Below are 23,236 nucleotides of genomic sequence, written 5' to 3'. Positions count from 1 at the left end.
TCGAACAGAAATACCTATCCCATACACAGGACGGTTTTAAGACTTAAGGCTGAGAGACGAACCCAACAGCCTGATAAACCTTGCTCAACGTTTCCTGCGCACGCGCACGGGCTTTTTGCGCGCCATCACGCATAACCTGTTGCAGCAAAGCCTCGTCGTTACGGAAACGGTGATACCGCTCCTGCAATTCACCCAGCATGCCAGAAACGGCATCAGCCACTGCGCCTTTCAAGTGACCGTACATTTGTCCTTCAAACTCGGCTTCCAGTTGCGGGATGGTTTTGCCCGTCACGCCAGAAAGAATATCCAGAAGATTGGAAACACCGGCTTTGTTGGCGATATCGTAGCGAACGACAGGCGGCTCATCGGAGTCAGTCATCGCACGCTTGATCTTTTTGACGATCTCTTTCGGGTCTTCCAGCAGGCCGATAACGTTGTTGCGGTTATCATCCGACTTGGACATTTTCTTGGTCGGCTCTTGCAGTGACATCACCCGCGCACCCGACTTCGGAATGAACGGTTCTGGCACTTTGAACACGTCGCCGTACAGGGCATTAAAGCGCGAAGCGACATCACGGCTGAGTTCCAAATGCTGTTTCTGATCTTCACCCACTGGAACCTGTGTGGTCTGGTACAGCAGGATATCTGCCGCCATCAGCACCGGATAACTGAACAGCCCGGCATTGATGTTTTCTGCGTAGCGGGTAGATTTATCCTTGAACTGCGTCATTCGGCTCAGTTCGCCAAAATAGGTGTAGCAGTTCAGCACCCAGCTCAATTGGGTGTGTTCAGGGACGTGCGACTGGACAAAAATGGTGCTTTTCTGTGGATCTATTCCGCAGGCGAGATAGAGCGCCAGGGTATCCAGCGTGGCTTTTCTCAGTCGATCGGCATCCTGACGAACGGTGATTGCATGCAGATCAACGATACAGTAGATGCAGTCATACTCATCCTGCATCCTCACCCACTGACGCAGCGCACCCATATAGTTGCCAATAGTCAATTCACCCGATGGCTGCGCGCCACTGAATACGATGGGCTTACTCATTTTATGCTTCCTGATTCGTTGAAGTTGACAGCCCAAGAGTGGGCAGCAGATCGGCAAAGCGTTCCAAAACCCGATCGGGCTTGCTCAAGGCAATCGCTTCGCCGTAGTTATAACCGTAGGTCAGACCGATTGAAGGACAACCGGCAGCCTGAGCGGCCTGAATATCGTTACGGGAATCGCCGACGAAAACCATTTCACTGGCGCGCAATCCGAACTTACCCAACATCAGATAGAGCGGGGCCGGATGCGGTTTTTTTTCAGTGACATCATCGCCACCAATGATCAGCGAAAAGTAGTCAGCAATACCCAGTGAGGCAAGCAGTGGAGCAACAAACGGCGTCGGCTTGTTGGTAATCAGTCCCATAGGTAAACGGTGCGCGGCCAATTGTGCCAGCGTTTCCTGAACCTGTGGGAACAAACGGCTGCCGCTTTCGACGGTTTGCGCATAATAGCGATCAAACGCCTGACGCGTTGCACGACACATTTCCGGTGTAATATCGGCTTCAGCCCAGCGCAATGCACGTTCCACCAGCACATCCGCGCCATTGCCGATCCAGGTGCCCACGAGGGCTTCCCCGGCTTGCGGCAGGCCAGCTTTTTCCAATGCCATATCAATGGCCTGCGCCAACCCTGGAGCGCTATCTACCAGCGTGCCATCCAGGTCGAAAGCCAGGCCACGGATATGCGAAAAATCAGCCATACAACACCTTGGACAGTTCACTGCGCATTTTCTCAATCACCGCCTGATAATCCGGCTGATTGAAAATAGCGGAACCGGCCACGAACATATCAGCTCCGGCAGCGGCAATTTCATGAATATTGTCGACTTTCACACCGCCATCCACTTCCAGACGGATATCGAAACCGCTGTCATCGATCAGTTTGCGTACCTGACGTAGTTTATCGAGCGTACCTGGAATGAACGACTGACCACCAAAACCCGGGTTGACCGACATCAGCAGAATGATGTCCAGTTTATCCATCACGTAATCCAGATAGCTCAGCGGCGTTGCCGGATTCAACACCAGACCGGCTTTACAGCCATGATCTTTAATCAGTTGCAGCGTGCGATCGACATGCTCAGACGCTTCAGGGTGAAAGGTGATAAAACTGGCACCCGCAGCGGCAAAATCCGGAATCAAACGGTCAACCGGTTTCACCATCAAATGCACATCGATCGGCGCGGTAATGCCGTAATTACGCAGCGCCTGGCAGACTGCCGGGCCTATCGTCAGGTTAGGGACATAATGGTTATCCATAACATCGAAATGAACCACATCGGCACCGGCAGCTAATACCTTCGCGGTATCTTCACCCAAACGGGCAAAATCAGCCGACAGAATGGACGGGGCAATCAAGTATTGTTTCATCCGTTTCTCCTAACGATAGAGTTTTAACATTGATCCGGACTCGACGCACGACCGGATGTTAGCTGTACAGCGCCAAAAGTTCGTTCACTTTACTACGACCAAGAATATTACGGCTGATCGTTCTGCGCGCCTTTACCACATACAGTGACGATGCCTGAAAATACCAGTCACGCGTCAATTCAGTATCATGGTTGGAAATCAGCACCGGGATTTGGTTCTCAACCGATAACTGAGTTGCCAGCCGTGCCAGATTCTTCTGATCGGTAACGCTGAAATTGTTGGTGTGATACGCAGTAAAGTTGGCGGTTGCCGACAGGGGTGCATAAGGTGGATCACAATATACCACCGAGCCAGCGAGCGCTTTGGTCAGCGTGTCCTGGTAGTGCTCACAGACAAAAGTGGCCTTGCTGGCTTTTTCAGCAAACCAATAGAGTTCGTCTTCCGGGAAATAGGGCTTCTTATAGCGTCCAAAAGGAACGTTGAACTCCCCACTCAGGTTATAACGGCACAGACCGTTGTAACAGTGGCGGTTCAAGTAGAGAAAAAGAATTGCCCGGCGATAGGCGTCGCTGCTGCTGTTGAACTCTTCCCGCATGGCATAGAAACATTCGGATTGATTGAATTCACTGGCGAAAAGCACGCGGGAATCGCGCACAAAATCGTCGGTTCGCAGCTTTACGATGTTGTAAAGATTGATTAAATCACTGTTGATGTCGGCCAGAATATAATTTTCATAGTCGGTATTCAAAAACACCGAGCCCGCACCTACAAAGGGTTCAATCAAGCAGTTACCCTCTGGGAGATAGCGTTTAATCTCTTCTACCAGAGGGTATTTACCACCAGCCCATTTTAAAAAAGCGCGGTTTTTCTTCATGCCGTCAGTTAGCTACTTATACAATTCAGAGCGGCGGATTGTACTCTGTTTCAGACAGCACATCTGCGCACAACTAAGGTTTATTTCTTCAGGTCTTGCTGTACTTGCCGTACAGGTTTAACCCACGGTTTTTTTGCTTGAACTTCAGCAGGTAAACTGGAAATTGCGCGCTTGGCATCAGCCGATGTGGGGTACGTTCCGCTAACCAACACATACCAGGGTTTCCCATCACGGCTTGTTTCATAGACCAGATAATGCTGTAGATTCTGCTGGCGTGCGAAGGCGTTCAGCGAGTCAGAACGGGATGCACTGCTAAGCTGCAAAGTAAAATGATTTGCTGGCGCAGTGTTGATTGCCCCACCGCTGCTGGCAGTCGCTGCAGGTTTTGCGGGAGTCGCCGGGGTAGAAGACTTCACCGTCTCTTTTGCCGTTGATTTGGCCGCTGTCGTTGGTTTAGTCGTCGCCGTGACCGGATGCTGCTTGGTTCCCTGCGTTGTTGCCGCAGGCTTGGCCTGTGCCGCACGCGTCGCTTCTTTCGATGTCGGTGCCACAGTCGCTGGTGCTGTCGGCAATGTGGATGTCGGCTGGTTGGCTGACATTCCCTGCGACATGGAATCTACCTGACCTTGCTGCTGCGAAAGTGCATCGGTCATATTGCCGGGCAATTCTATGCGCTGCTGGTTTGGATTTGGCGTAAGGGGAGGCGCTTGTGTCGGTGTATCAGATATCGGCGGCACACTGATATCTTGTGGTTGCTGACCAACCGGCGCTTGAGAATTAGCGCCATTTTGCGTTGCGGGTGCGTTTGTGTCACCACCCGACAAATTAATCTCTTTGGCACCGTTGTTATTCTGCTGCGCAGTTTCATGCTGGGTTGGTGCCTTGAGAGCCGATCCAATCCCAATGATCAACAACAGCAATACCAGGATACCGATACCAATCATCATGTGCTGACGCGATATCGCAAACTTGGGTGTGGATGACGCAGGGCGACGGCGCGTAGGGCGGCGATCGCTGGTGTCTGGTTTAAGATCGTCTTCGGGTTTTAAATCGTCCATCTCAATCCTCCAACTCAGAGGTAAAAGTCGACACAGAAAGTACTGCGCGTCGACTTGTTCACCTGACATCTATAATTCATAGTGATCCGTCACTTACTACATAAAAAGTGGCGGTAATTGACAAATATTAGGCACTTTGGCAGTCAACAATGGATGCCAGAACCATCTCATGGGGCACGCCACCGCGAACTTCAGACTGACCGATCGCCGTCGGCAGCACCAGACGCAGTTCACCCGCCAAGACTTTTTTATCACGCATCATATGCGGCAAATAAGCCTGTGGCGCCATTTGCTGCGGACCACTGATTGGCAAACCGGCACGTTGCAGTAAGCGTTTAACCCGTGCGATATCATCCAGACTGAACTGCCCAAGACGGTGCGCCGTGTAAGCCGCCATCATCATACCTGCGGCAACAGCCTCACCGTGCAGCCAGACACCGTAGCCCATTTCAGCTTCAATGGCATGACCGTAAGTATGGCCCAGATTCAGTAAAGCACGCTGTCCGCTTTCGCGCTCATCAGCCGCCACGACCTCAGCCTTGAGTTCACAGCAACGGCGAATGCAGTACGCCAGCGCAGACATGTCCAACGCCATCAGTGCATCAATATTCTCTTCCAGCCAGACAAAGAAAGCTGCATCGAGAATGATGCCGTATTTGATCACTTCAGCCAGACCCGAAGAGAGTTCGCGGGGAGGCAACGTGCGCAGACAATCGAGATCAATGACAACCGACGCAGGTTGATAAAACGCGCCGATCATGTTTTTCCCGAGAGGATGATTGACGGCAGTTTTGCCGCCAACAGAAGAGTCAACCTGAGCCAGAAGCGTGGTCGGCACCTGGATGAAACGCACACCACGCTGATAACACGCAGCGGCAAAGCCGGTCAGATCACCGACCACTCCGCCACCCAGTGCAATCAGCGTGGTATCACGGCCATGGGGTTTTTCAAGCAGCGCAGAAAAAACCTGGTCAAGGACAGTCAGGGATTTGAACTGTTCACCATCAGGCAGAATCACCTGATCAACACGAACCCCCGCCTGTTCAAGCACAGACCGCACTTTGTCGAGATAAAGCGGAGCCAGTGTCTGGTTGGTCACCAGCATCACCTGCTCTCCCGCTTTTAACGGCATAAAAGAAGCCGGATCGTTAAACAATCCGGCGGCAATCGTAATGGGATAACTGCGATCCCCTAACGTTACGGTAATCCTCTCCATGACGCGCTCAGTGACCTTTTTAGCTTGCACCCTCAGGCATTATCATCTACCAAACTTAATTGCTTTCCAGCATGTTAATAATCTGGTTAGCAACAACTTTAGCACTTTGATCGTCGGTGCGGATGGTGACATCTGCAATTTCTTCGTACAACGGATTACGTTCTCTTGCCAGTGCTTCCAACACTTCGCGTGGCGGCGCGTCAACCTGTAACAGCGGACGCTTTTTATCGCGCTGAGTACGGGCCAACTGTTTTTCAATGGTGGTTTCTAAATAAACGACAACGCCTCGCGCCGACAGACGATTGCGGGTCTCCCGTGATTTCACAGAACCCCCACCCGTAGCCAGCACAATGCCCTGTTTTTCAGTCAGTTCATTTATCACTTTTTCTTCGCGATCGCGGAAGCCTTCTTCGCCTTCCACGTCGAATACCCAGCCCACGTCAGCTCCGGTACGTCGCTCAATTTCTTGATCGGAGTCGAAAAACTCCATATTGAGTTGCTGAGCTAACTGACGGCCAATAGTGCTTTTGCCGGCACCCATAGGCCCAACCAGAAAGATATTGCGTTTCTCTGCCATGTTTTTCGGTATTACTAAGACAATTCGTTAATGATAACCCGCCCCGCCAATCAAATTAGCGACGGGACCTAAACTGAAACCTCATGAGCTTGAATGCGAGATCAGACAAAAAATTATCTCAACACTTCTGGTAGTTTGGCAACCGAATAAATCGATGAAGGACGCCGCGGGAGGGAAACCATACGTTTTTATCGGCGTATCAACGTTAATTAAAAACCTCGGTGCTCAATTCGGTAACCCTTGTAAGCTAAATCGAGCGCAGCGTCAAACGCAGATGCCTTTCCCGACACAAAAAGTTGCATAACATCATCGCCATTACACCAGATTAGCGCGCGATTTGTTATTGTTATCCTTCATTAATCAGTGTTGGTGTGACAAAAATCACCAGTTCACGCCGCTGTTCCTGTTTAGACTGTCTTTTGAACAGCGAGCCAACCCACGGAATATCGCCGAGTCCAGGAACTTTATCTTCACCATCGACGTTTTTTTTCTGAAAGATACCACCCAGAACAATGGTATCACCGTTCGCGACCGTAACCTGGGTTTTGATTTCCTGTTTATCGATCGCCAGCGCTTCACCTTCGCCCTGCTTGATCGTCCGCCCCGGCATGTTCTGGCTGATTTGTAACGCCAGATTAATCTTGCCGTTGCGTAGAATTCTCGGCGTTACCTCCATGCCCAGCACCGCTTCCTTGAATTCAATCGATGTGGAGCCACTTGCCCCGCTGGACACTTCATACGGGATCTCGGTGCCTTGCTTGATGCTGGCCGTTTGCATATGGGCGGTGAATAACTGCGGACTGGCAATAATTTCGACGCGATCTTCCTGTTCCATAGCACTGAGTTCAAGATCCAGCAGGCGGCCATTTATCCGCGCCAGACGAAATCCGGCATTCACCATGCTGCTTTCGACGGGCAACCCAACGTTAAAGTTATTCATGCGCAGCGCTTTGCCGCTTTCAAGCGGATCGGAGAGCGCCCAGCGAACCCCTATTTCGCGCAGACTTTCACTGTTCATGGTGACGATATGCGCCGTCAACTGGATTTGCTGTAAAGGTAAATCCAACTCGCCGATCCACGGCTCAAGGGCGGAAAGCGCCTCTTCGGTATCGCGGATGAGCAGCGAGTTGGTGCGGATATCGGTAATGATGTGACCACGCGGCGTGAGCAACGTCCCCCGTTGTGCATTCAGACTCTTCGCGACTTCACTGGCATCAGCGTAATGCAAGGCAACGTTTAGCGTGCCTAACGGTTGCTCACTCTTTTGCTGTTCTTCAATAAGCTTCTGTTGCAGACGTTCTGCCTGCTCATCGCGTTGTGGGGAGATTATCAACACATTGTCTTGCAACTCTTGTGATAACTTGCCCATCTGCAAAATAATCGACAGGGCTTTTTGCCAGGGAACCTCTTTGAGGCGCAAGGTCAGCTTGCCTTCAACACTGGCAGACGTCACCAGATTGAGCTTTTGGTGATCGGCCAATGCCTGCAAAATCACGCTGACAGGCACATCCTGAAACTCCATGGACACCGGCAAATTATTGTCCAGCGCAAAGCTGCCGAGGCTCACCAGCAATAACGCACAGCACGCCCCCCGGCAGCAAAGACGAGTCAGAACCATATTCATTTCCTTATATTATCGGTGTTAGGGTAAAAGCAGTGAGACGGAGGGTGGACTGGCCGCGCAAGTGGGATGATCGTTGGAAAAATCAATTTTTCGCGGCGCGATTTGTGCAACGTACCAACCGCTGTCCCCAATTAATCCACCGGGTATCAGCTTGTGCCACTGGCCTGCCGGGTCCACTATCCAGGCAGTCATGCCACGTGCATCACCAATCTGGCCTTTGAAAATGCCGTTACCCAGCAACTCGGGAGCTACGGCACAGGGCAGATGACTTAGCGGACGGAACGGGTCACGGGCTGCCGCTGGCGTCCCTTCCTCATTCTGGATCACACCTGGTGAGGCTGCTGCATAAAGAGGCAGGGCCAATACCATGAGTCCGATAAGAAGCCCATGCTGATCAAGCATATTCATTGCTCCTGCCCAGTGGAAAGATCCAACGTGACATCCAGACCCGACGCCGATGCCTGTAGATTGAGAAGGTCAATCGACAGTCCCGATGAAGCAAGCAGGGATTCCAGCAAGGTCAGTAATCCCTGATAATCCACGTGTAAGGAGATCGACCAGCCAATACGGTTTGTGTCGTCCCCTTCCCTAACAGTCTTACGTTGTAATCGGGTCAAAATACCGCCAGACAGAGCCAGCGGTTCGACGAGTAACTGTGCGATAGCCTTTGCCGGTTTACCCGAAGAATGCAGGGTAGCGAGCGCGGCGATCTTTTGTTCCGTTTCCTCCACAGAAGGAAGCGCCACCAAATTCTGTTGGTACAATTCAGCACTCTGCTTCGCTGCCATAGAAGTGATCGAGATTGCCTCATTCTGCTGCCAGACCGGTCTGAGAAAACAGTACGCGCCACCGCCAATCAGCAAACTAAGGCTGGCGAATAATAGAAGGGCCAACTGCCATCCCGGCCGCCCCAGCAGATGATGAATTGCGTTCAATGCGTCTGTTTTCACTGTTTTCATCCTTGTTCAGCCAATTTGCATTCACCATAAAGCGCAATGTCCTATCGGGTTGCTGATGTACCTCTGACAAACTGACGTTCATTAGATCGACATAGCGGCTCAAAGAGTGTGTCAGGGTGACAATCGCGGCATACTCCTCACTTTGCCCAGTAAACAGTAACCCTTTCTCATGCTCTTCCAATCCCGTCAGCCACGCTTTGGCCGGAACACGCCAGGCCAACTGCTGCAATAACTGCAAGTATCGGCCGCTCCGCAGAGCCCATTGATGTTGCTGCTCAATGCGCTGTTCAAGTTGCTGACGTTTTTCCATTGCCAGTTTTCGACGCTCTGTTTCCACTGCCAAAGCGTGTGCATGGCGCTGCCATCGATCGCGCTCCGCACCATATTTCAGTTGAACGCGATGCAGGTAGAAACCCAGCGAGCTCAATAGCAGCAACGAGAACAGTAGCGCCAACGCACCGCACAGCAGCCAATAACGTTGGCGCTTTTGTTGCCGCTTCTCACGCCATGGCAGAAGATTGACTTGCAGCATCAGAGGTCGTCCGGTCGCACTGCCAACCCTCCCGCCAAGACAAAGGCGGCAGGGTGAGCTGGAAGCGGGAGTTGCATCTGTTTGAATGCAGACAGTGGGGACCAGCCGATCATGCCCTCTGGAACAGGAACCGGCAGCACACTTGAGAAACACAACGTTTGGCCGGAGCCTGCGGATTGCCCGCAATGTTGCCAAACCTTATCTACCCATGCTGTTGGCGGCACATCAGGATTGACCTCAATGACGCCAAATTTGAACGGTTGGGAGCGGGCTGAGACCCAAAGCCACTCGTTCTCAAATTTATGTAACAGCACAGCCTCTGCGTCCAGGCCAGCGGCCATCGCCATGTGCTGCAATGCGCAGGGCGTGATATCAATAACTTCCGGATAGAGGCGGGCCTTGGCAAGAATGCCCATCCACTGGCTGAGTTCACTCTCGCGAGCCGCGGTGACAACCAATTGTTGGCTGTTGATGGGATCACAACGGTAATCGAGCCGTAACTCCTGACAACTGAGCGGCAGCTGTTTACCCGCATTGGCAGTGATATAATCGCTGCGGTATGGCTCGCGCAATCTTGCGTCGGGAGTCGCCACATTGAGCTGCATGACACGTTGTACAGGTAGGGCAATTCGTAACGAGATCTTACCCGGCAGACAGCTTCGCCACTGGGACAAAATATGAATCATTGGCCCCCAATCGTTCAGCGCTCCCTCTCGCAGCATCTCGCCTGGCAAGGGGTGATGCCACCAATGGCGCAACTGCCAGCCATAACGGCGCTGTTGAACTGCCACGGCGCGCATGTACCCCGGTTGAATATCCAGACCCACCCGCCAAGATTGTTTGCGCATATAAGCCCGACCTCCTTATCGTCAAGATGATAAAAGTACGTATCCATGATGTAGGCTTGCCTTTATACTACTGCGCGGTTGTTTATAAACTGCCCAAATGACATTGAATGGGAATTCTCAGGTGAAGTTCGTAAAGTTTTTTCTAATCCTTGCAGTGTGTTGCATTTTGCTGGGAGCAGCCTCGATATACGGTTTGTACAAGTATATTGAGCCGCAGCTCCCGGACGTTGCCACGCTGAAAGACGTGCGCTTACAGACACCTATGCAGGTGTATAGCGCAGAAGGCGACTTGATCGCCCAATACGGCGAGAAACGTCGTATTCCCTTGACCTTGAGCCAGATCCCTCCGGAAATGGTTCATGCGTTTATTGCCACTGAAGATAGCCGTTTTTATGAGCATCATGGCGTAGACCCGATAGGGATTTTTCGTGCAGCCTCTGTAGCCCTGGTCTCTGGCCATGCTTCGCAAGGGGCAAGTACCATTACTCAGCAACTGGCAAGAAACTTCTTCCTCAGCCCTGAGCGCACTCTAATGCGCAAGATCAAGGAAGCGTTTCTGGCCATCAGAATCGAACAATTGCTGACCAAGGACGAGATCCTCGAACTCTATCTCAACAAGATCTATCTCGGTTACCGTGCTTATGGTGTGGGTGCCGCTGCGCATGTGTATTTCGGTAAGGATGTCGGCCAACTCACGTTGAGCCAAATGGCAACCATTGCCGGTTTACCTAAAGCGCCGTCAACCTTCAACCCGCTGTATTCCCATGATCGGGCCGTCGCCCGTCGTAATGTGGTTCTTTCGCGCATGCTCGATGAAAATTACATTACTCAGGCGCAGTATCAGGAAGCGCGTGGCGAAGATCTGGTGGCGAATTACCATGCACCAACTATCGCGTTCTCGGCCCCCTATCTCTCCGAGATGGTGCGTCAGGAGATGATCAAACAGTATGGTGAAAACGCCTATACCGACGGTTACAAGGTTTACACCACCATCACCAGGAAAAACCAATTGGCAGCACAAGAGGCGGTACGTTCCAACGTATTGGCCTATGACATGCGCCATGGCTACCGTGGCCCGTCCAACGTGCTATGGAAAGTGGGTGAAGCAGCCTGGGACCAGAAACAGATCGTCGATTCACTGAAAACCCTGCCGGTCTATGGCCCGCTGTTCCCGGCAGTGGTCACCCAGGTTGATGACGCACAGGCAACGGCCACCCTGGCTAACGGTGACCAGATTACGCTGCCGATGGCAGGTATGCGCTGGGCCCGTGCGTTCAAATCAGACAATTTGCAAGGCCCGACACCGAAGAAGGTGACGGATGTTGTGCGCGCAGGACAGCAAGTTTGGGTACGTAAAGTCGCTAATGACTGGTGGCTGGCGCAGGTTCCGGATGTGAACTCCGCGCTGGTTTCCATCAATCCCAAAGACGGTGCCGTCAAGGCGCTGGTTGGGGGCTTCGATTTTAACCAGAGCAAATTCAACCGTGTTACCCAGTCGGTTCGTCAGGTCGGTTCCAACATCAAACCCTTCCTGTATACCGCGGCATTGGATAAAGGATTGACGCTGGCGACCATCCTGAATGACCTGCCGATCAGCCGTTGGGATGCTGGTGCGGGCACCGACTGGCGGCCGAAAAACTCCCCGCCAACTTACGATGGTCCAATCCGTTTACGTCAGGGTCTGGGGCAATCGAAAAACGTGGTAATGGTGCGGGCAATGCGCGCTATGGGCGTTGACTATGCCGCCGAATACCTGCAACGTTTTGGTTTCCCTGCGCAAAATATTGTCCATTCAGAATCGTTGGCACTGGGTTCAGCCTCGTTTACCCCGATGCAGATGGTTCGCGGTTATTCTGTTCTGACCAACGGTGGCTATCTGGTTGATCCCTATTTCATCACCAAAGTTGAAGATGAAATGGGTAAAGTCTTTTTTGAAAGCAAACCCAAAGTGGTATGCGATACCTGTAACCTGCCGGTGATTTATGGCGATACGCATAAATCAGCCATGTTATCTGATGACAATGTGGAGAACGTGGCGGTTTCACAGGAAAATACTATCAGTACGGTTCCTATGCCACAGTTGGAGCAGGTAGCGCCGGGTCAGGTCGCACCGGGTGGCGAGCAACAATACGCGCCACACGTCATCAATACCCCGCTGGCATTCCTGATGCATGATGCCCTCAACAGCAACATCTTTGGCGAACCGGGTTGGATGGGAACGGGCTGGCGTGCCGGACGCGATCTCAAACGCAGCGACATCGGCGGTAAAACCGGTACCACCAACAGCTCGAAAGATGCCTGGTTCTCTGGCTACGGCCCGGAAACCGTGACATCTGTCTGGATCGGCTTTGATGACCATCGTCGCGACCTGGGTAGAAGTACCGCATCGGGTGTCATTGCGGATCAGATTTCCGGAGCAGAAGGCGGTGCCAAGAGCGCACAACCCGCTTGGGACGACTTCATGAAATCTGCGCTGGAAGGCATACCCGTACAGAAAATGGCACCGCCTCCCGGCATTGTCAGCGTCACAATCGATAAACGTACTGGTAAGCTATCCGATGGCGGTGGCGCCAGCCGTTCGGAGTACTTTATCGACGGAACGCAGCCAACCGAACATGCAGTACGTGATGTCGGTACAACGCTGATGGATAACGGCCAGTCTCACGAACTGTTCTGATTACTGCCAGTGACCTGCAATAAAAAAAACCGATCTGGCAGCAGATCGGTTTTTTTACGTCTGGTAACGGGGATCAGGGATGCAAAAACCGGTACGCCAGAAAAAGTGCGCTGACATTGCGCGCCTCACAAAAATCAGGCTGCTCCAGTAACTCCATCATTCGCGCGATAGGCCAACGAACCTGTGGCAAAGGCTCAGGTTCATCGCCCTCAAGACTCCGCGGATAGAGATCTTTGGCAATCACAATATTCATCTTGCTGGAGAAATAGGAGGGTGCCATCGTCAGTTTGCTGAGGATATCAAAGTGCCGGGCACCGTAGCCCACCTCTTCCATCAGTTCACGATCGGCAGCTTCGAGTATCCCTTCTCCCGGATCGATGAGTCCTTTCGGGAAACCCAGTTCGTACTCTTCAATGCCCACGGCATATTCGCGAATCAACAGCAAATCATCGCCAATGATCGGTACGATCATCACAGCTTCACGCTCAGAAGGCCGCATACGTTCATAAACTCGCTGGACGCCATTGCTGAACTCCAGATCCACAGATTCCACGTTAAACAGGCGTGAGCGCGCAACGGTTTCAACTTTAAGGATTTTTGGTTTTTGCAGGTTTTTATCCATGTTGTCCCCAAATTAATCATTCGCCTGATGAAGAGGAAAGCCATCAACCATCAATCTCCCCCCTTCGGTTGACCGTTGGCAGAATCTCTGGCTTGCGACACACTCTTCCCAGGAACTGGCTAAAACTTAGATCTTGATCTCATTGTGCGTTAATGCAAACCACTATCGCAATCTTTGTGCAAGTAATTTACTTGTTTTTAACAGTCACCACGATCTCTTTCCATCCGTTGCGCTAATCTGCAGAGTTTTAGTAAGAACCGATAACGAAATAAATACAGAGAATAGGATTATGCCGATACCCGCCCCTCTTGGCGGTTGCTATCATCGAATAACGGCCATTTACGTCAACATTGCACGCCAAAAAAATCAGGCAATACGCTGCCTAAGCTTGTTTCTATGAAACCAAGACGGTTCTACGATGCCAGAACAGCATGACTTAATGTAGGATATTGTTATCTAAAGAGTTGACGAGTGTCACGCGCGTCCGTATGGGGATAGGATGAGCACAACAGTTTCAATAATATTGGCCACAGTATTTGCTGTTTTGGTCGCAGTTGGGGGGTATATCGCGTTTATTTTGCGTCAGCGTAGCCCGCTTGCTGCAACTTTCCCCTTCCTGAAACCTACCCATCGTAAGCTACAGGCCGAAGAGCGCGCCGCTGTCGAACGCTATCTACAGCAGAATGAACGCCGTGGCGCAGGTTCGTTTTCCATTAGCACACACATGCTCGGGCTGAATGAAAAACTCACGCTCATCCCGCAGAGCGAGAATGTCTATCCTGTGACGCAGACGATTACCCGCTATGGTGTCGCCAGCGATGAACCCAATAAATGGCGCTATTATCTCGACACGGTTGAAGTCCACCTGCCGCCGTTCTGGGAACCGTATATTACTCAGGACAACCACGTCGAACTGATCAAAACGCAGAGTATTCCTTTGGTCATTTCATTGAATGGCCACACTCTCCTGAACCACGTCTATGAATCGACGCCTTTAGCGACGCCAGTTGTTACCTCGCCCGCACAAAACTCATCGATTCGCAAAGAAGAGAGTGAACATATTGAGTTGTTCAATATTCGCAAAGAGACAGTTCAGGAACATACCCTCAATCAATCCAATGGTGTGCGCGAAGCGTCTGCGATCTGCGTGGCATTGATATTGCTTTTTATCAGCCTGATCAGTCCGGTGATAGTCGTTCCCTGGTTGATTGTGGTTGCGGTGATTTTGGTTGGTTGGGCAAGCTGGGGTTTATTCCGTCGTCCTTCGAAAAAGGATTTGAAAGAGGTGCACTGCCTGCGTGGCACGCCCAAGCGCTGGGGTCTTTTTGGTGAGTCAAATCAAGGGAATATCAGCAGCATTACGCTTGGAATCATTGACCTGATTTATCCGCCTCACTGGCAGACCTATGTCACCCGCGATCTTGGGCAAAAGACGGATATTGAGATCTATTTGAACCGTCAGGTAGTCCGTCAGGGCAATTATCTGTCCCTGAACGATGAGGTGAAAAATTTCCCTTTGCAGCGCTGGGGAAAAAATATGGTGTTAATGTGTGGGTCGCTGCTGGTATTGGTGATGTTGCTGGCCTATATCCCAATGGGTTTACCGCTCAAGCTAAGTCTGGCCTGGATTCAAGGCGCAAACAGCACCCATGTCACCAGCGTTCAGGCGCTGGAAGGCACGCCGTTACGCATCGGCGATACCTTGAAAGTGCAAGGGTTCGGGATGTGTAGTATCCCATCGAATGACAAGAACAACCGCAGTTATGCGTTTATGCCTTTCGACTGTTCAGGAATTTACTGGAATCAAGCCGCTCCCCTGCCCTTACCTGAATCAGAAACCATTGAGAAAGCATCGGTCTTGCTCGCTACGGTGAATACACAGTTACATCCCATCAGTGGCAGCGATCAAAAGATAAACCCCCAGTTGGCGACCGCAATCGAAAAATCAGGAATGATTTTGCTGGATGATTTTCCTGATATTGTATTGAAAACGCAGGATTTGTGCAGGAGCGAAGACACTTGCGTCAGATTGAAGAATGCATTGATAAACCTGGGCAATGCGAAAAACTGGAATGCCTTGGTGAAACGCGCCCAATCGGGAGCCATGAAGGGAATGAACGTCCTGCTGCGGCCGGTAAGTGCTGAATCGTTGGACTCGTTGGTTAACACCGCGACATCCTCCTTCTTCATTCAAGAGACGCGACGTGCTGCTGAAGCGCTCAATAGCCCGCCGCCCGGTGGATTCCTGATCGCCAGCGATGAAGGCAAACAGCTGGTCAGCCATACGCCGTCGAATATTTCCCTGAATGAACTCGGCGCCCTGGAACAATGGCGTGAGTTGCAACGCTTATCCGGGATGCTCTTGCATACGCCTTTCAGTGCTGAAGGCATCATCACCAACATCACTATTGATGCCAATGGTACACGCCACATCTCCCTGCATAGCAAACCCGATGCGATCACGCTGTGGCGTTATCTTGGCACCAGCCTGTTGCTGGTTATTGTCTCGGTGAGTCTGCTCACAAATGGTTTTTTGCTGTTTAAACGCTTCAGGAAAAGTCAGCGCCGGATTGCAGATATCCAAAAACACTATGATAATTGTTTTAATCCTTCGCTCTCGTCAATGTCGTTACGATCCTTCGAGTAAAACGCGATATGCTAGGCTGACGCACTCGCACCACAACATCACCCTTTCAGAAGAAGACTGCATGGCCCGTCTGTGCATCGATCGACTATCAAGGAGTCGCCATGCCCCCCCATTTCAATTGGAAAGAGATCGACACTGTTTTGCTGGATATGGATGGCACACTGATTGATCTGGAACCCGATAACTACTTTTGGCTGCAATTGGTACCCAAGGCATTAAGCGAAAAACACGGGATGACTCTGGAACAGGCACGGAAAACCATTCATCAGGAATATACGGCTGTCCAACATACGATGAATTGGTATTGCTTTGATTATTGGTGCGAAAAACTGGATCTGGATATCTACCACATGACTAATGAGATTGGGGACCGTACTCGCGTCCGTGACGACACCGCCCCTTTCCTCAAGGCGTTGCGTGACAATGGTAAGAAAACGATTCTGCTGACCAACGCTCATCCGCACAGCCTGGCGGTAAAAATGTCGTATACCCGTTTGGACGATCACCTTGATTTATTACTTTCCACCCATACATTTGGGTATCCGAAAGAAGATCAGCGTTTATGGCATGCCGTACAGCAACAGACCGGTTTTGATCCGCAGCGGACACTCTTTGTTGATGACGGCGAACCGATACTGGATGCGGCCAAAACCTTCGGCATCCGCTATTGCCTGGGTATCGAAAATCCGGACTCTAGCATGGCTGTGAAGACATTCCAGCGTCATCCATCAATAAATGACTACCGGACTCTGTTACCTGCGTTTAGCTGCTGAACAACGTCCGGCCAGGAGAGTGTGATGAAGGATAAACCCGAAGCAGACAATGCCGTCAGGCTGGACAAATGGCTGTGGGCAGCGCGATTTTATAAAACCCGCGCCATTGCCCGCGAAATGGTCGATGGCGGTAAGGTGCATTACCACGGCCAGCGCAGCAAACCCAGCAAGTTGGTTGAATTGAATGCTGAAATCAAACTGCGTCAGGGAAATGATGAACGCACTGTGATTGTGCTGGCACTCAACGTTCAGCGGCGCGGTGCCACCGAGGCGCAACAGATGTACCAGGAGACGGAAGCCAGCATTCAGAATCGCGAAAAAGTCGCGCAAGCTCGCAAGATGAACGCGCTTACCATGCCGCACCCCGATCGCCGCCCTGATAAAAAAGAGCGCCGTCATCTGATAAAATTTAAATATGGCGAGTCCGACTGAGCGACTGCCACACTGAGAGAACATTATGGCTAACCACGACCAATTACACCGGTATCTGTTTGAGAATTACGCTGTGCGTGGCGAACTGGTATCGCTAAGTGAAACGTATCAACAGGTCATTGCCAATTATGACTATCCACCCGCGGTGCAAACCCTGCTGGGTGAAATGCTCATTGCCACCAGCCTGCTGACGGCAACCCTGAAGTTTGATGGTGACATCACTGTACAATTACAGGGCGATGGCCCGCTGAAACTGGCAGTCATCAACGGCAATAACCGGCAGGAGATGCGCGGTGTCGCACGCTTGCAAGGCGAAATTGCGGACGGCAGCACACTGCATCAGATGGTGGGCAACGGTTATCTGGTGATTACCATTTCGCCTACCGAAGGTGAACGTTATCAAGGCGTTGTCGGTCTGGAAGGTGAGAATGTGGCGGAATGCCTGGAAAACTATTTCCGCCAGTCAGAACAGTTGCCAACGCGCCTGTTCATTCGCACAGGTAATGTGGAAGGGAAACTGGCCGCTGGCGGTATGTTATTACAGGTTCTGCCCGCACAAAACGCCACCACCGATGAGTTCGATCATCTGGCACAACTGACCATGACGATCAAAGGTGAAGAGCTGTTTACGCTGCCCGCCAATGAAGTACTGTACCGCCTGTATCATCAGGAAGAGGTGACGTTATACGATCCTCAGAATGTGATTTTCCGCTGCACCTGCTCACGTGAACGCTGTGCTGATGCGTTGCTGACGCTGCCACCGGAAGAAATGCAGCAAATGCTGGAAGAGGACGGCTCTATCGATATGCATTGTGATTACTGCGGCAATGATTATGTATTTGATGCGATGGATATCGCTGAACTGCATTCAGGAGCAAAACCCGCAGACGATCAGATACATTAATAGTCCTTATGGGAGGGTAATAAACCATTACTCTCCTTGTACTTTTCCCATTTTTGCTGCTTTCCTCCCCTTTTCCGTTACTTTCTTTTCATACCCGACGTGTGCTACCTCCCATAACCGCGAAAAAAATTAGCGATATATTAATTCTTTGATAGTTGTCGCGTTAAATGTGAGCTGAATCCTTACAATTTGTACCAGTAGCAGATAACGACTAAGGAGCAGTGACATGAGTGTTAAAGGCATAACCCCCGCAGTCCTCGCGCAGTACGGCATTCAAAATGTCGGCGAGATAGTTCACAATCCAAGTTATGAGCTGTTGTTCACCGAAGAGACCTCACCTGATTTACAAGGCTATGAACGTGGCGTGGTGACCAACCTTGGTGCAGTTTCCGTTGATACCGGTATTTTCACTGGACGTTCCCCAAAAGATAAATACATCGTCCGTGATGACATCACCCGTGACACCGTGTGGTGGGCCGATCAAGGCAAAGGTAAGAATGATAATAAACCCCTAAGCCAGGAAACCTGGGCTCATCTGAAATCCCTGGTTACCAAGCAGCTCTCCAACAAGCGGTTGTTTGTGGTTGATGCCTTCTGCGGCGCCAATGCCGATACCCGTCTGAAAGTCCGTTTCATTACTGAAGTCGCCTGGCAGGCTCACTTCGTTAAAAATATGTTTATCCGTCCAACCGACGCAGAAATGGAAGGTTTCGAACCTGATTTCATCGTAATGAACGGAGCCAAATGCACTAACCCTGATTGGCAGAAACAGGGGTTGAACTCTGAAAACTTCGTGGCCTTTAACCTGACCGAACGCATTCAACTGATTGGTGGCACCTGGTACGGCGGAGAAATGAAGAAAGGCCTGTTCTCCGTGATGAACTACCTGCTTCCACTGAAAGGTATCGCCTCCATGCACTGCTCAGCCAACGTGGGCGAAAAAGGTGATGTGGCGATTTTCTTTGGTCTTTCAGGAACCGGAAAAACCACGCTCTCCACCGATCCAAAACGCCAGTTGATTGGCGATGATGAGCATGGTTGGGATGACGACGGCGTATTTAACTTTGAGGGTGGCTGCTACGCGAAAACCATCAAACTCTCAGAGCAAGCTGAGCCGGATATCTACCACGCGATTAAGCGCGATGCGTTGCTGGAAAACGTGACGGTGCTGGCTGATGGAACCATCGATTTCAATGACGGATCCAAGACAGAAAACACCCGTGTTTCTTATCCGATCTATCACATTGAAAACATCGTAAAACCTGTTTCAAAAGCAGGCCATGCCACCAAAGTGATCTTCCTGACCGCTGACGCCTTTGGCGTTCTGCCGCCGGTATCACGCCTGACGGCCAACCAGACCCAATACCACTTCCTGTCTGGCTTTACGGCCAAACTGGCCGGTACTGAGCGTGGAGTGACTGAACCAACGCCAACGTTCTCGGCGTGCTTCGGCGCGGCATTCCTGTCGCTGCACCCAACGCAATACGCAGAAGTTCTGGTTAAACGGATGCAGGCAGCCGGTGCACAAGCTTATCTGGTGAATACAGGTTGGAACGGTACAGGGAAACGGATTTCAATCAAAGATACGCGCGGAATTATCGATGCCATCCTCAGCGGTGAAATCGACAATGCTGAAACCTTTACCTTGCCTATCTTTGATCTGGCCGTGCCTACGTCTCTGCCAGGTGTGGATGACAGCATCCTCGACCCTCGCGCTACCTACGGCAGCATTGAGCAGTGGCAAGAGAAGGCTGAGGATTTGGCTCAACGCTTTATCACCAACTTCGATAAATACACAGACAATGATGCAGGCAAGGCCCTGGTCAGTGCAGGTCCAAAACCTTAATCATTTTTTCCGGGGCGGCTTCTGTAGCGCCCCAACTCGTTAATTGTGAGGCGTGGAAGCGTTATTCCGCGCCTTCTTTTTGCCATCAGTAAATTTACTATTTACTAGTGCCAGGCGTAACCCACGCCAAGACCGTAAGTGAGTTGATCGCGTTCACCGCGCTCGCGAATAATCGGGCTGTCGGCTGCCGCATTCATCATGTGCTGGTTAAAGACCAACGCTCCCGCGTACCAATTAGGTGTAACCTGAACCAATGCACCGATCCAACCGTAGATTTGCTGCAAGCCACCCCCCGGCTGGTACTCCGCCAAACCACTCGCCGCAGAATCTGCTGCAGTCACACCGTAGTAAGTTCGATTGAAATCAGCACTGACCCACGATGCACCAAGACCCGTCCCCAGCACTACCTTGTGACTGACCGGAACCCAGAAAGAACCGCTCACATTCAACCGCGCACCGTTGTATACCATGCCACCATTCGTGGTTAACGAAGCACCTCCGCGTAACCGATATGGCAATCCCTCGCTATGGATATATTCATAGCCAAAGAAGCCACCGGCTTCCACAGTGGTATCAATATCATGAATTTTTGACACCACGGCATCATCAACGTTGTTACGTCCCAACCGCAACGAAACAGCAGGCCCCCATTGCCAACCCGTAGTATTACCGAAGTTGTATTGTGCATAAGGGCCGTACCACTCCAGTAAACGACCGCTGTCGGTTTCATACCTCAAACCCGGCATCACCCCCAGCATACGTTGCTTGCCACCACTATATTCAGTGGTTGAGCCAATGCCAACGCCCACCAGATTAGGCAGGCCGGAGGGTAAATCAATAGGCGCAGCGAAAGCCTGGCTGGCTAATGCACTGACCGTCAGAATGCATAAGCCAGTCTTGGCCAAACGCTGCATCATGTATCGTTCTCTTTGTGGCTTGAGCTATCGCGCGGAGAGGGCAGCTCTTTAGGTTGTAGTGGAACAGATAACTCGTTTTTACTTCTTACTGTCACGGGCAGAGGAAGATAGGCACGGATACGCAGGCCACCGCGCTCACTGGTTCCGATATCCAGCGTTCCTGCATGCGCATCGATAATGCGCTGCACAATCGCCAACCCCAACCCGGTGCCACTTGTGCTCCGCGCACTGTCGCCGCGCACAAACGGCTGGAACAGGTGTTTAAGCTGGTCAGGTTTGATACCGGGGCCATCATCTTCAACCTGGAACCAGCCACGCTGCAACTCACGTCCACTGCTGACTTTAATCCACCCGTTACCGTAGCGGGCGGCATTCACCACCAGATTCACAGCAGCGCGTTTAATCGATAAGGGATGTACATCAACAATCAGTTCACCGTCAGCAAGTTCAGCTTCAATCACTCTCTCATAGCCACTTTCTACGGCAACAACTTCACCCATAATAGAGTTGAGATCGCTGAGTTCAGTCTGCATCTCCTGACCCGTGCGCAGATAATCGATAAACTGTTCGATAATGGCGTTACATTCCTCGATGTCTTTATTAATCGATTCTGCAAGGTAGCCATCTTCGGTACTCATCATCTCTGTCGCCAGACGGATACGCGTCAGCGGCGTGCGCAAATCATGGCTGACGCCCGCCATAAGCAGGGTCCGGTCATCAGCCAGCAGCTTAACGCCGGCAGCCATCTGGTTGAATGCCCGCGTGACGGAACGAACTTCTGACGCGCCATATTCGCGTAGCGGCGGGGGAATAATGCCTTTACCAACCTGAAACGCCGCATGTTCCAGCTCAACCAACGGTCGATTCTGTATTCGGATGAAAAGCCATGCGCCGCCAATCGCCAGTAACATGATCGCCAACGTATAACGGAACAGCGGGGAGAAGTCCCCCTGATGGATTTCAGTTAACGGTACCCGCACCCAAATATCGGGCGATAACCAGGTTTTCAGCCACACTACCGGCGAATTCTTGTTTACCTCAACGCGAACATCGGTCGGGCCACCCAACTGCTGCGCCATCTGCTGGCTAAGAAATTCATAATGCTGCGCCCAACGCAGGCCACTCTCTTCCGCAGCCGCATTGGTATAAAGTGAAATACCGAGTTCACGGTATATTTCCCGGCGAAATGCAGGCGGCACCTCAAGTAACGTGCCATCCTCCAATTGTAGCCGGTCGGTCATCAGCATACGGACTTCGTAGGCGAGAACCTTATTGAACTGCTGCAAACTTGGCAAAATAGCGAAGTTCAGCACCACGAGATAGGTCGTAACCAAGCTGACGAACAGCAAGGTCACGATCAACAGCAAGGTTCGGGCGAAGGAGCTACGCGGAGAAAAGCGCATTCGCCTCATGCTTTACTGCCGTCCGGCACAAATACGTAACCCAAGCCCCATACGGTCTGAATATAGCGAGGATGGGCAGGATCTTCTTCGACCATGCGACGTAAACGGGAGATCTGTACGTCGATAGAACGCTCCATCGCACTGTATTCACGGCCACGCGCCAGATTCATTAATTTATCGCGGGACAAAGGCTCACGCGGATGACTCACCAACGCCTTCAGAACAGCAAACTCGCCACTGGTCAGCGGCATAGGCTCATCTTCACGGAACATTTCGCGGGTACCAAGGTTGAGCTTGAATTTACCGAAAGAGATGACGGCTTCTTCCTGTGAAGGCGCGCCCGGCAATTCATTGGCCTGACGACGCAATACCGCGCGAATACGTGCCAGCAATTCGCGAGGGTTGAATGGCTTCGGAATATAATCATCGGCACCGATTTCCAGGCCAACAATACGATCCACTTCCTCACCCTTCGCCGTAACCATAATGATCGGCATGGGATTGCTTTGGCTCCGCAGACGGCGGCAGATAGATAACCCATCTTCACCCGGCAACATCAGATCCAGAACCATCAGATGGAAGGATTCACGCGTCAGCAGACGATCCATCTGCTCGGCATTGGCTACGCTGCGAACCTGGAAACCCTGCTCGGTCAGATAACGCTCTAACAGGGCACGCAGGCGCATGTCGTCATCAACTACCAGAATCTTGTGATTCTCTTGCATTTTTTTCACTCCCAAAGGCTCAATTGCCCGAAAAGAATATTTTTATTGCTAGGCGTGCATTGTTAAAAATACGCGCAAATACAGACAGCAATTTATGGTATACATTCTAGCCGAAATTGTTACAAAGCTTATTGTTTTCCCCATTTATCAACAATTTCATCATTGAGTCGACAGGGATACCTAA

22 protein-coding genes are annotated in these 23,236 nt (G+C 51.4%); 6 read left to right on the top strand and 16 right to left on the bottom strand.

The features are described 5' to 3' along the window. Positions 1 to 43: 43 nt before the first annotated feature. From trpS to pilM, 12 genes are all read right to left on the bottom strand, one after another. Positions 44 to 1,048 (bottom strand): tryptophan--tRNA ligase, encoded by a 1,005-nt coding sequence (trpS, locus tag DRI82_RS08335; RefSeq protein ID WP_114193040.1) that lies wholly within the window; start codon positions 1,046 to 1,048, stop codon positions 44 to 46. A gap of 1 nt (position 1,049) precedes the next feature. Continuing rightward, positions 1,050 to 1,748 carry a phosphoglycolate phosphatase gene (locus tag DRI82_RS08330; RefSeq protein WP_114193039.1) on the bottom strand — a complete coding sequence of 233 codons (699 nt, stop codon included), beginning with the start codon at positions 1,746 to 1,748 and terminating at the stop codon, positions 1,050 to 1,052. Beyond that, complete coding sequence (gene rpe / locus DRI82_RS08325) at positions 1,741 to 2,418, bottom strand: ribulose-phosphate 3-epimerase (protein WP_114193038.1); 678 nt, start codon at positions 2,416 to 2,418, stop codon at positions 1,741 to 1,743. Before rpe ends, DRI82_RS08330 begins: the two co-directional genes overlap by 8 nt. Positions 2,419 to 2,476: 58 nt before the next feature. After that, positions 2,477 to 3,292, bottom strand: coding sequence for an adenine-specific DNA-methyltransferase (gene dam, locus DRI82_RS08320; RefSeq protein WP_114193037.1), 816 nt, complete (start codon positions 3,290 to 3,292; stop codon positions 2,477 to 2,479). Positions 3,293 to 3,372: 80 nt separating this feature from the next. Continuing rightward, positions 3,373 to 4,350, bottom strand: a complete 978-nt coding sequence (locus DRI82_RS08315; protein ID WP_114193036.1) for an SPOR domain-containing protein — start codon at positions 4,348 to 4,350, stop codon at positions 3,373 to 3,375. Between the two features lie 127 nt (positions 4,351 to 4,477). Continuing rightward, positions 4,478 to 5,566 (bottom strand): 3-dehydroquinate synthase, encoded by a 1,089-nt coding sequence (aroB, locus tag DRI82_RS08310; protein ID WP_114193035.1) that lies wholly within the window; start codon positions 5,564 to 5,566, stop codon positions 4,478 to 4,480. 55 nt (positions 5,567 to 5,621) lie between these two features. Then, positions 5,622 to 6,143, bottom strand: a complete 522-nt coding sequence (gene aroK, locus DRI82_RS08305) for a shikimate kinase AroK (RefSeq protein WP_114193034.1) — start codon at positions 6,141 to 6,143, stop codon at positions 5,622 to 5,624. Between the two features lie 346 nt (positions 6,144 to 6,489). Next, complete coding sequence (gene hofQ / locus DRI82_RS08300; protein WP_114193033.1) at positions 6,490 to 7,767, bottom strand: DNA uptake porin HofQ; 1,278 nt, start codon at positions 7,765 to 7,767, stop codon at positions 6,490 to 6,492. A gap of 18 nt (positions 7,768 to 7,785) precedes the next feature. Further along, positions 7,786 to 8,175, bottom strand: coding sequence for a hypothetical protein (locus DRI82_RS08295; protein WP_170138687.1), 390 nt, complete (start codon positions 8,173 to 8,175; stop codon positions 7,786 to 7,788). Beyond that, entirely contained in the window at positions 8,172 to 8,660 is a 489-nt protein-coding gene (locus DRI82_RS08290; protein ID WP_157968032.1) for a hypothetical protein, read from the bottom strand. The genes DRI82_RS08295 and DRI82_RS08290 overlap by 4 nt, the downstream gene beginning before the upstream one ends. Continuing rightward, a complete protein-coding gene (locus tag DRI82_RS08285) occupies positions 8,632 to 9,258 on the bottom strand; it encodes a PilN domain-containing protein (protein ID WP_114193030.1) in 627 nt (208 codons plus the stop codon). Before DRI82_RS08285 ends, DRI82_RS08290 begins: the two co-directional genes overlap by 29 nt. Further along, positions 9,258 to 10,106 (bottom strand): pilus assembly protein PilM, encoded by an 849-nt coding sequence (gene pilM / locus DRI82_RS08280; protein ID WP_114193029.1) that lies wholly within the window; start codon positions 10,104 to 10,106, stop codon positions 9,258 to 9,260. The genes DRI82_RS08285 and pilM overlap by 1 nt, the downstream gene beginning before the upstream one ends. Positions 10,107 to 10,227: 121 nt before the next feature. Between pilM and mrcA the strand changes: the two genes are divergently transcribed. Beyond that, entirely contained in the window at positions 10,228 to 12,783 is a 2,556-nt protein-coding gene (gene mrcA / locus DRI82_RS08275) for a peptidoglycan glycosyltransferase/peptidoglycan DD-transpeptidase MrcA (RefSeq protein ID WP_114193028.1), read from the top strand. A 73-nt stretch (positions 12,784 to 12,856) separates the two neighbouring features. On the opposite strand, the gene nudE is transcribed toward mrcA, so the two are convergent. Beyond that, a complete protein-coding gene (gene nudE / locus DRI82_RS08270) occupies positions 12,857 to 13,405 on the bottom strand; it encodes an ADP compounds hydrolase NudE (RefSeq protein ID WP_114193027.1) in 549 nt (182 codons plus the stop codon). 499 nt (positions 13,406 to 13,904) lie between these two features. Between nudE and DRI82_RS08265 the strand changes: the two genes are divergently transcribed. The 5 genes from DRI82_RS08265 to pckA all read left to right on the top strand — a co-directional run bounded on the left by DRI82_RS08265 (position 13,905) and on the right by pckA (position 20,007). Then, on the top strand, positions 13,905 to 16,052 hold the full coding sequence (locus DRI82_RS08265; protein ID WP_114193026.1) for an intracellular growth attenuator family protein: 2,148 nt from the start codon (positions 13,905 to 13,907) through the stop codon (positions 16,050 to 16,052). A gap of 101 nt (positions 16,053 to 16,153) precedes the next feature. Further along, positions 16,154 to 16,825 (top strand): GMP/IMP nucleotidase, encoded by a 672-nt coding sequence (gene yrfG, locus DRI82_RS08260; protein ID WP_114193025.1) that lies wholly within the window; start codon positions 16,154 to 16,156, stop codon positions 16,823 to 16,825. Positions 16,826 to 16,849: 24 nt separating this feature from the next. Then, positions 16,850 to 17,257 (top strand): ribosome-associated heat shock protein Hsp15, encoded by a 408-nt coding sequence (gene hslR, locus DRI82_RS08255; RefSeq protein WP_114193024.1) that lies wholly within the window; start codon positions 16,850 to 16,852, stop codon positions 17,255 to 17,257. A 25-nt stretch (positions 17,258 to 17,282) separates the two neighbouring features. Further along, positions 17,283 to 18,161, top strand: a complete 879-nt coding sequence (hslO, locus tag DRI82_RS08250) for an Hsp33 family molecular chaperone HslO (protein WP_114193023.1) — start codon at positions 17,283 to 17,285, stop codon at positions 18,159 to 18,161. Positions 18,162 to 18,387: 226 nt separating this feature from the next. Then, positions 18,388 to 20,007, top strand: coding sequence for a phosphoenolpyruvate carboxykinase (ATP) (pckA, locus tag DRI82_RS08245; protein ID WP_114193022.1), 1,620 nt, complete (start codon positions 18,388 to 18,390; stop codon positions 20,005 to 20,007). 104 nt (positions 20,008 to 20,111) lie between these two features. Here pckA and DRI82_RS08240 read toward each other — a convergent pair whose 3' ends face one another. The 3 genes from DRI82_RS08240 to ompR are packed head-to-tail and all read right to left on the bottom strand — an operon-like array spanning position 20,112 to position 23,052. Continuing rightward, positions 20,112 to 20,924, bottom strand: coding sequence for a MipA/OmpV family protein (locus DRI82_RS08240; protein WP_114193021.1), 813 nt, complete (start codon positions 20,922 to 20,924; stop codon positions 20,112 to 20,114). Next, entirely contained in the window at positions 20,921 to 22,336 is a 1,416-nt protein-coding gene (gene envZ / locus DRI82_RS08235; protein WP_245956796.1) for a two-component system sensor histidine kinase EnvZ, read from the bottom strand. Before envZ ends, DRI82_RS08240 begins: the two co-directional genes overlap by 4 nt. Then, positions 22,333 to 23,052, bottom strand: a complete 720-nt coding sequence (ompR, locus tag DRI82_RS08230) for an osmolarity response regulator transcription factor OmpR (protein ID WP_009635740.1) — start codon at positions 23,050 to 23,052, stop codon at positions 22,333 to 22,335. Before ompR ends, envZ begins: the two co-directional genes overlap by 4 nt. Between the last annotated feature and the right edge of the window lie 184 nt (positions 23,053 to 23,236).

The organism is Edaphovirga cremea, assembly GCF_003332275.1.
Lineage (GTDB): Bacteria > Pseudomonadota > Gammaproteobacteria > Enterobacterales > Enterobacteriaceae > Edaphovirga > Edaphovirga cremea.
The sequence above is the reverse complement of the archived record's forward strand: the minus strand, read 5'-3'. Positions and strand labels throughout refer to the sequence as shown.

Coding starts and splice junctions, on each gene's coding strand:
- trpS (WP_114193040.1), bottom strand. CDS start 1,048: ATGAGTAAGCCCATCGTATTCAGTGGCGCGCAGCCATCGGGTGAATTG.
- DRI82_RS08330 (WP_114193039.1), bottom strand. CDS start 1,748: ATGGCTGATTTTTCGCATATCCGTGGCCTGGCTTTCGACCTGGATGGC.
- rpe (WP_114193038.1), bottom strand. CDS start 2,418: ATGAAACAATACTTGATTGCCCCGTCCATTCTGTCGGCTGATTTTGCC.
- dam (WP_114193037.1), bottom strand. CDS start 3,292: ATGAAGAAAAACCGCGCTTTTTTAAAATGGGCTGGTGGTAAATACCCT.
- DRI82_RS08315 (WP_114193036.1), bottom strand. CDS start 4,350: ATGGACGATTTAAAACCCGAAGACGATCTTAAACCAGACACCAGCGAT.
- aroB (WP_114193035.1), bottom strand. CDS start 5,566: ATGGAGAGGATTACCGTAACGTTAGGGGATCGCAGTTATCCCATTACG.
- aroK (WP_114193034.1), bottom strand. CDS start 6,143: ATGGCAGAGAAACGCAATATCTTTCTGGTTGGGCCTATGGGTGCCGGC.
- hofQ (WP_114193033.1), bottom strand. CDS start 7,767: ATGAATATGGTTCTGACTCGTCTTTGCTGCCGGGGGGCGTGCTGTGCG.
- DRI82_RS08295 (WP_170138687.1), bottom strand. CDS start 8,175: ATGAATATGCTTGATCAGCATGGGCTTCTTATCGGACTCATGGTATTG.
- DRI82_RS08285 (WP_114193030.1), bottom strand. CDS start 9,258: ATGCTGCAAGTCAATCTTCTGCCATGGCGTGAGAAGCGGCAACAAAAG.
- pilM (WP_114193029.1), bottom strand. CDS start 10,106: ATGCGCAAACAATCTTGGCGGGTGGGTCTGGATATTCAACCGGGGTAC.
- nudE (WP_114193027.1), bottom strand. CDS start 13,405: ATGGATAAAAACCTGCAAAAACCAAAAATCCTTAAAGTTGAAACCGTT.
- DRI82_RS08265 (WP_114193026.1), top strand. CDS start 13,905: ATGAGCACAACAGTTTCAATAATATTGGCCACAGTATTTGCTGTTTTG.
- yrfG (WP_114193025.1), top strand. CDS start 16,154: ATGCCCCCCCATTTCAATTGGAAAGAGATCGACACTGTTTTGCTGGAT.
- hslR (WP_114193024.1), top strand. CDS start 16,850: ATGAAGGATAAACCCGAAGCAGACAATGCCGTCAGGCTGGACAAATGG.
- hslO (WP_114193023.1), top strand. CDS start 17,283: ATGGCTAACCACGACCAATTACACCGGTATCTGTTTGAGAATTACGCT.
- pckA (WP_114193022.1), top strand. CDS start 18,388: ATGAGTGTTAAAGGCATAACCCCCGCAGTCCTCGCGCAGTACGGCATT.
- DRI82_RS08240 (WP_114193021.1), bottom strand. CDS start 20,924: ATGATGCAGCGTTTGGCCAAGACTGGCTTATGCATTCTGACGGTCAGT.
- envZ (WP_245956796.1), bottom strand. CDS start 22,336: ATGAGGCGAATGCGCTTTTCTCCGCGTAGCTCCTTCGCCCGAACCTTG.
- ompR (WP_009635740.1), bottom strand. CDS start 23,052: ATGCAAGAGAATCACAAGATTCTGGTAGTTGATGACGACATGCGCCTG.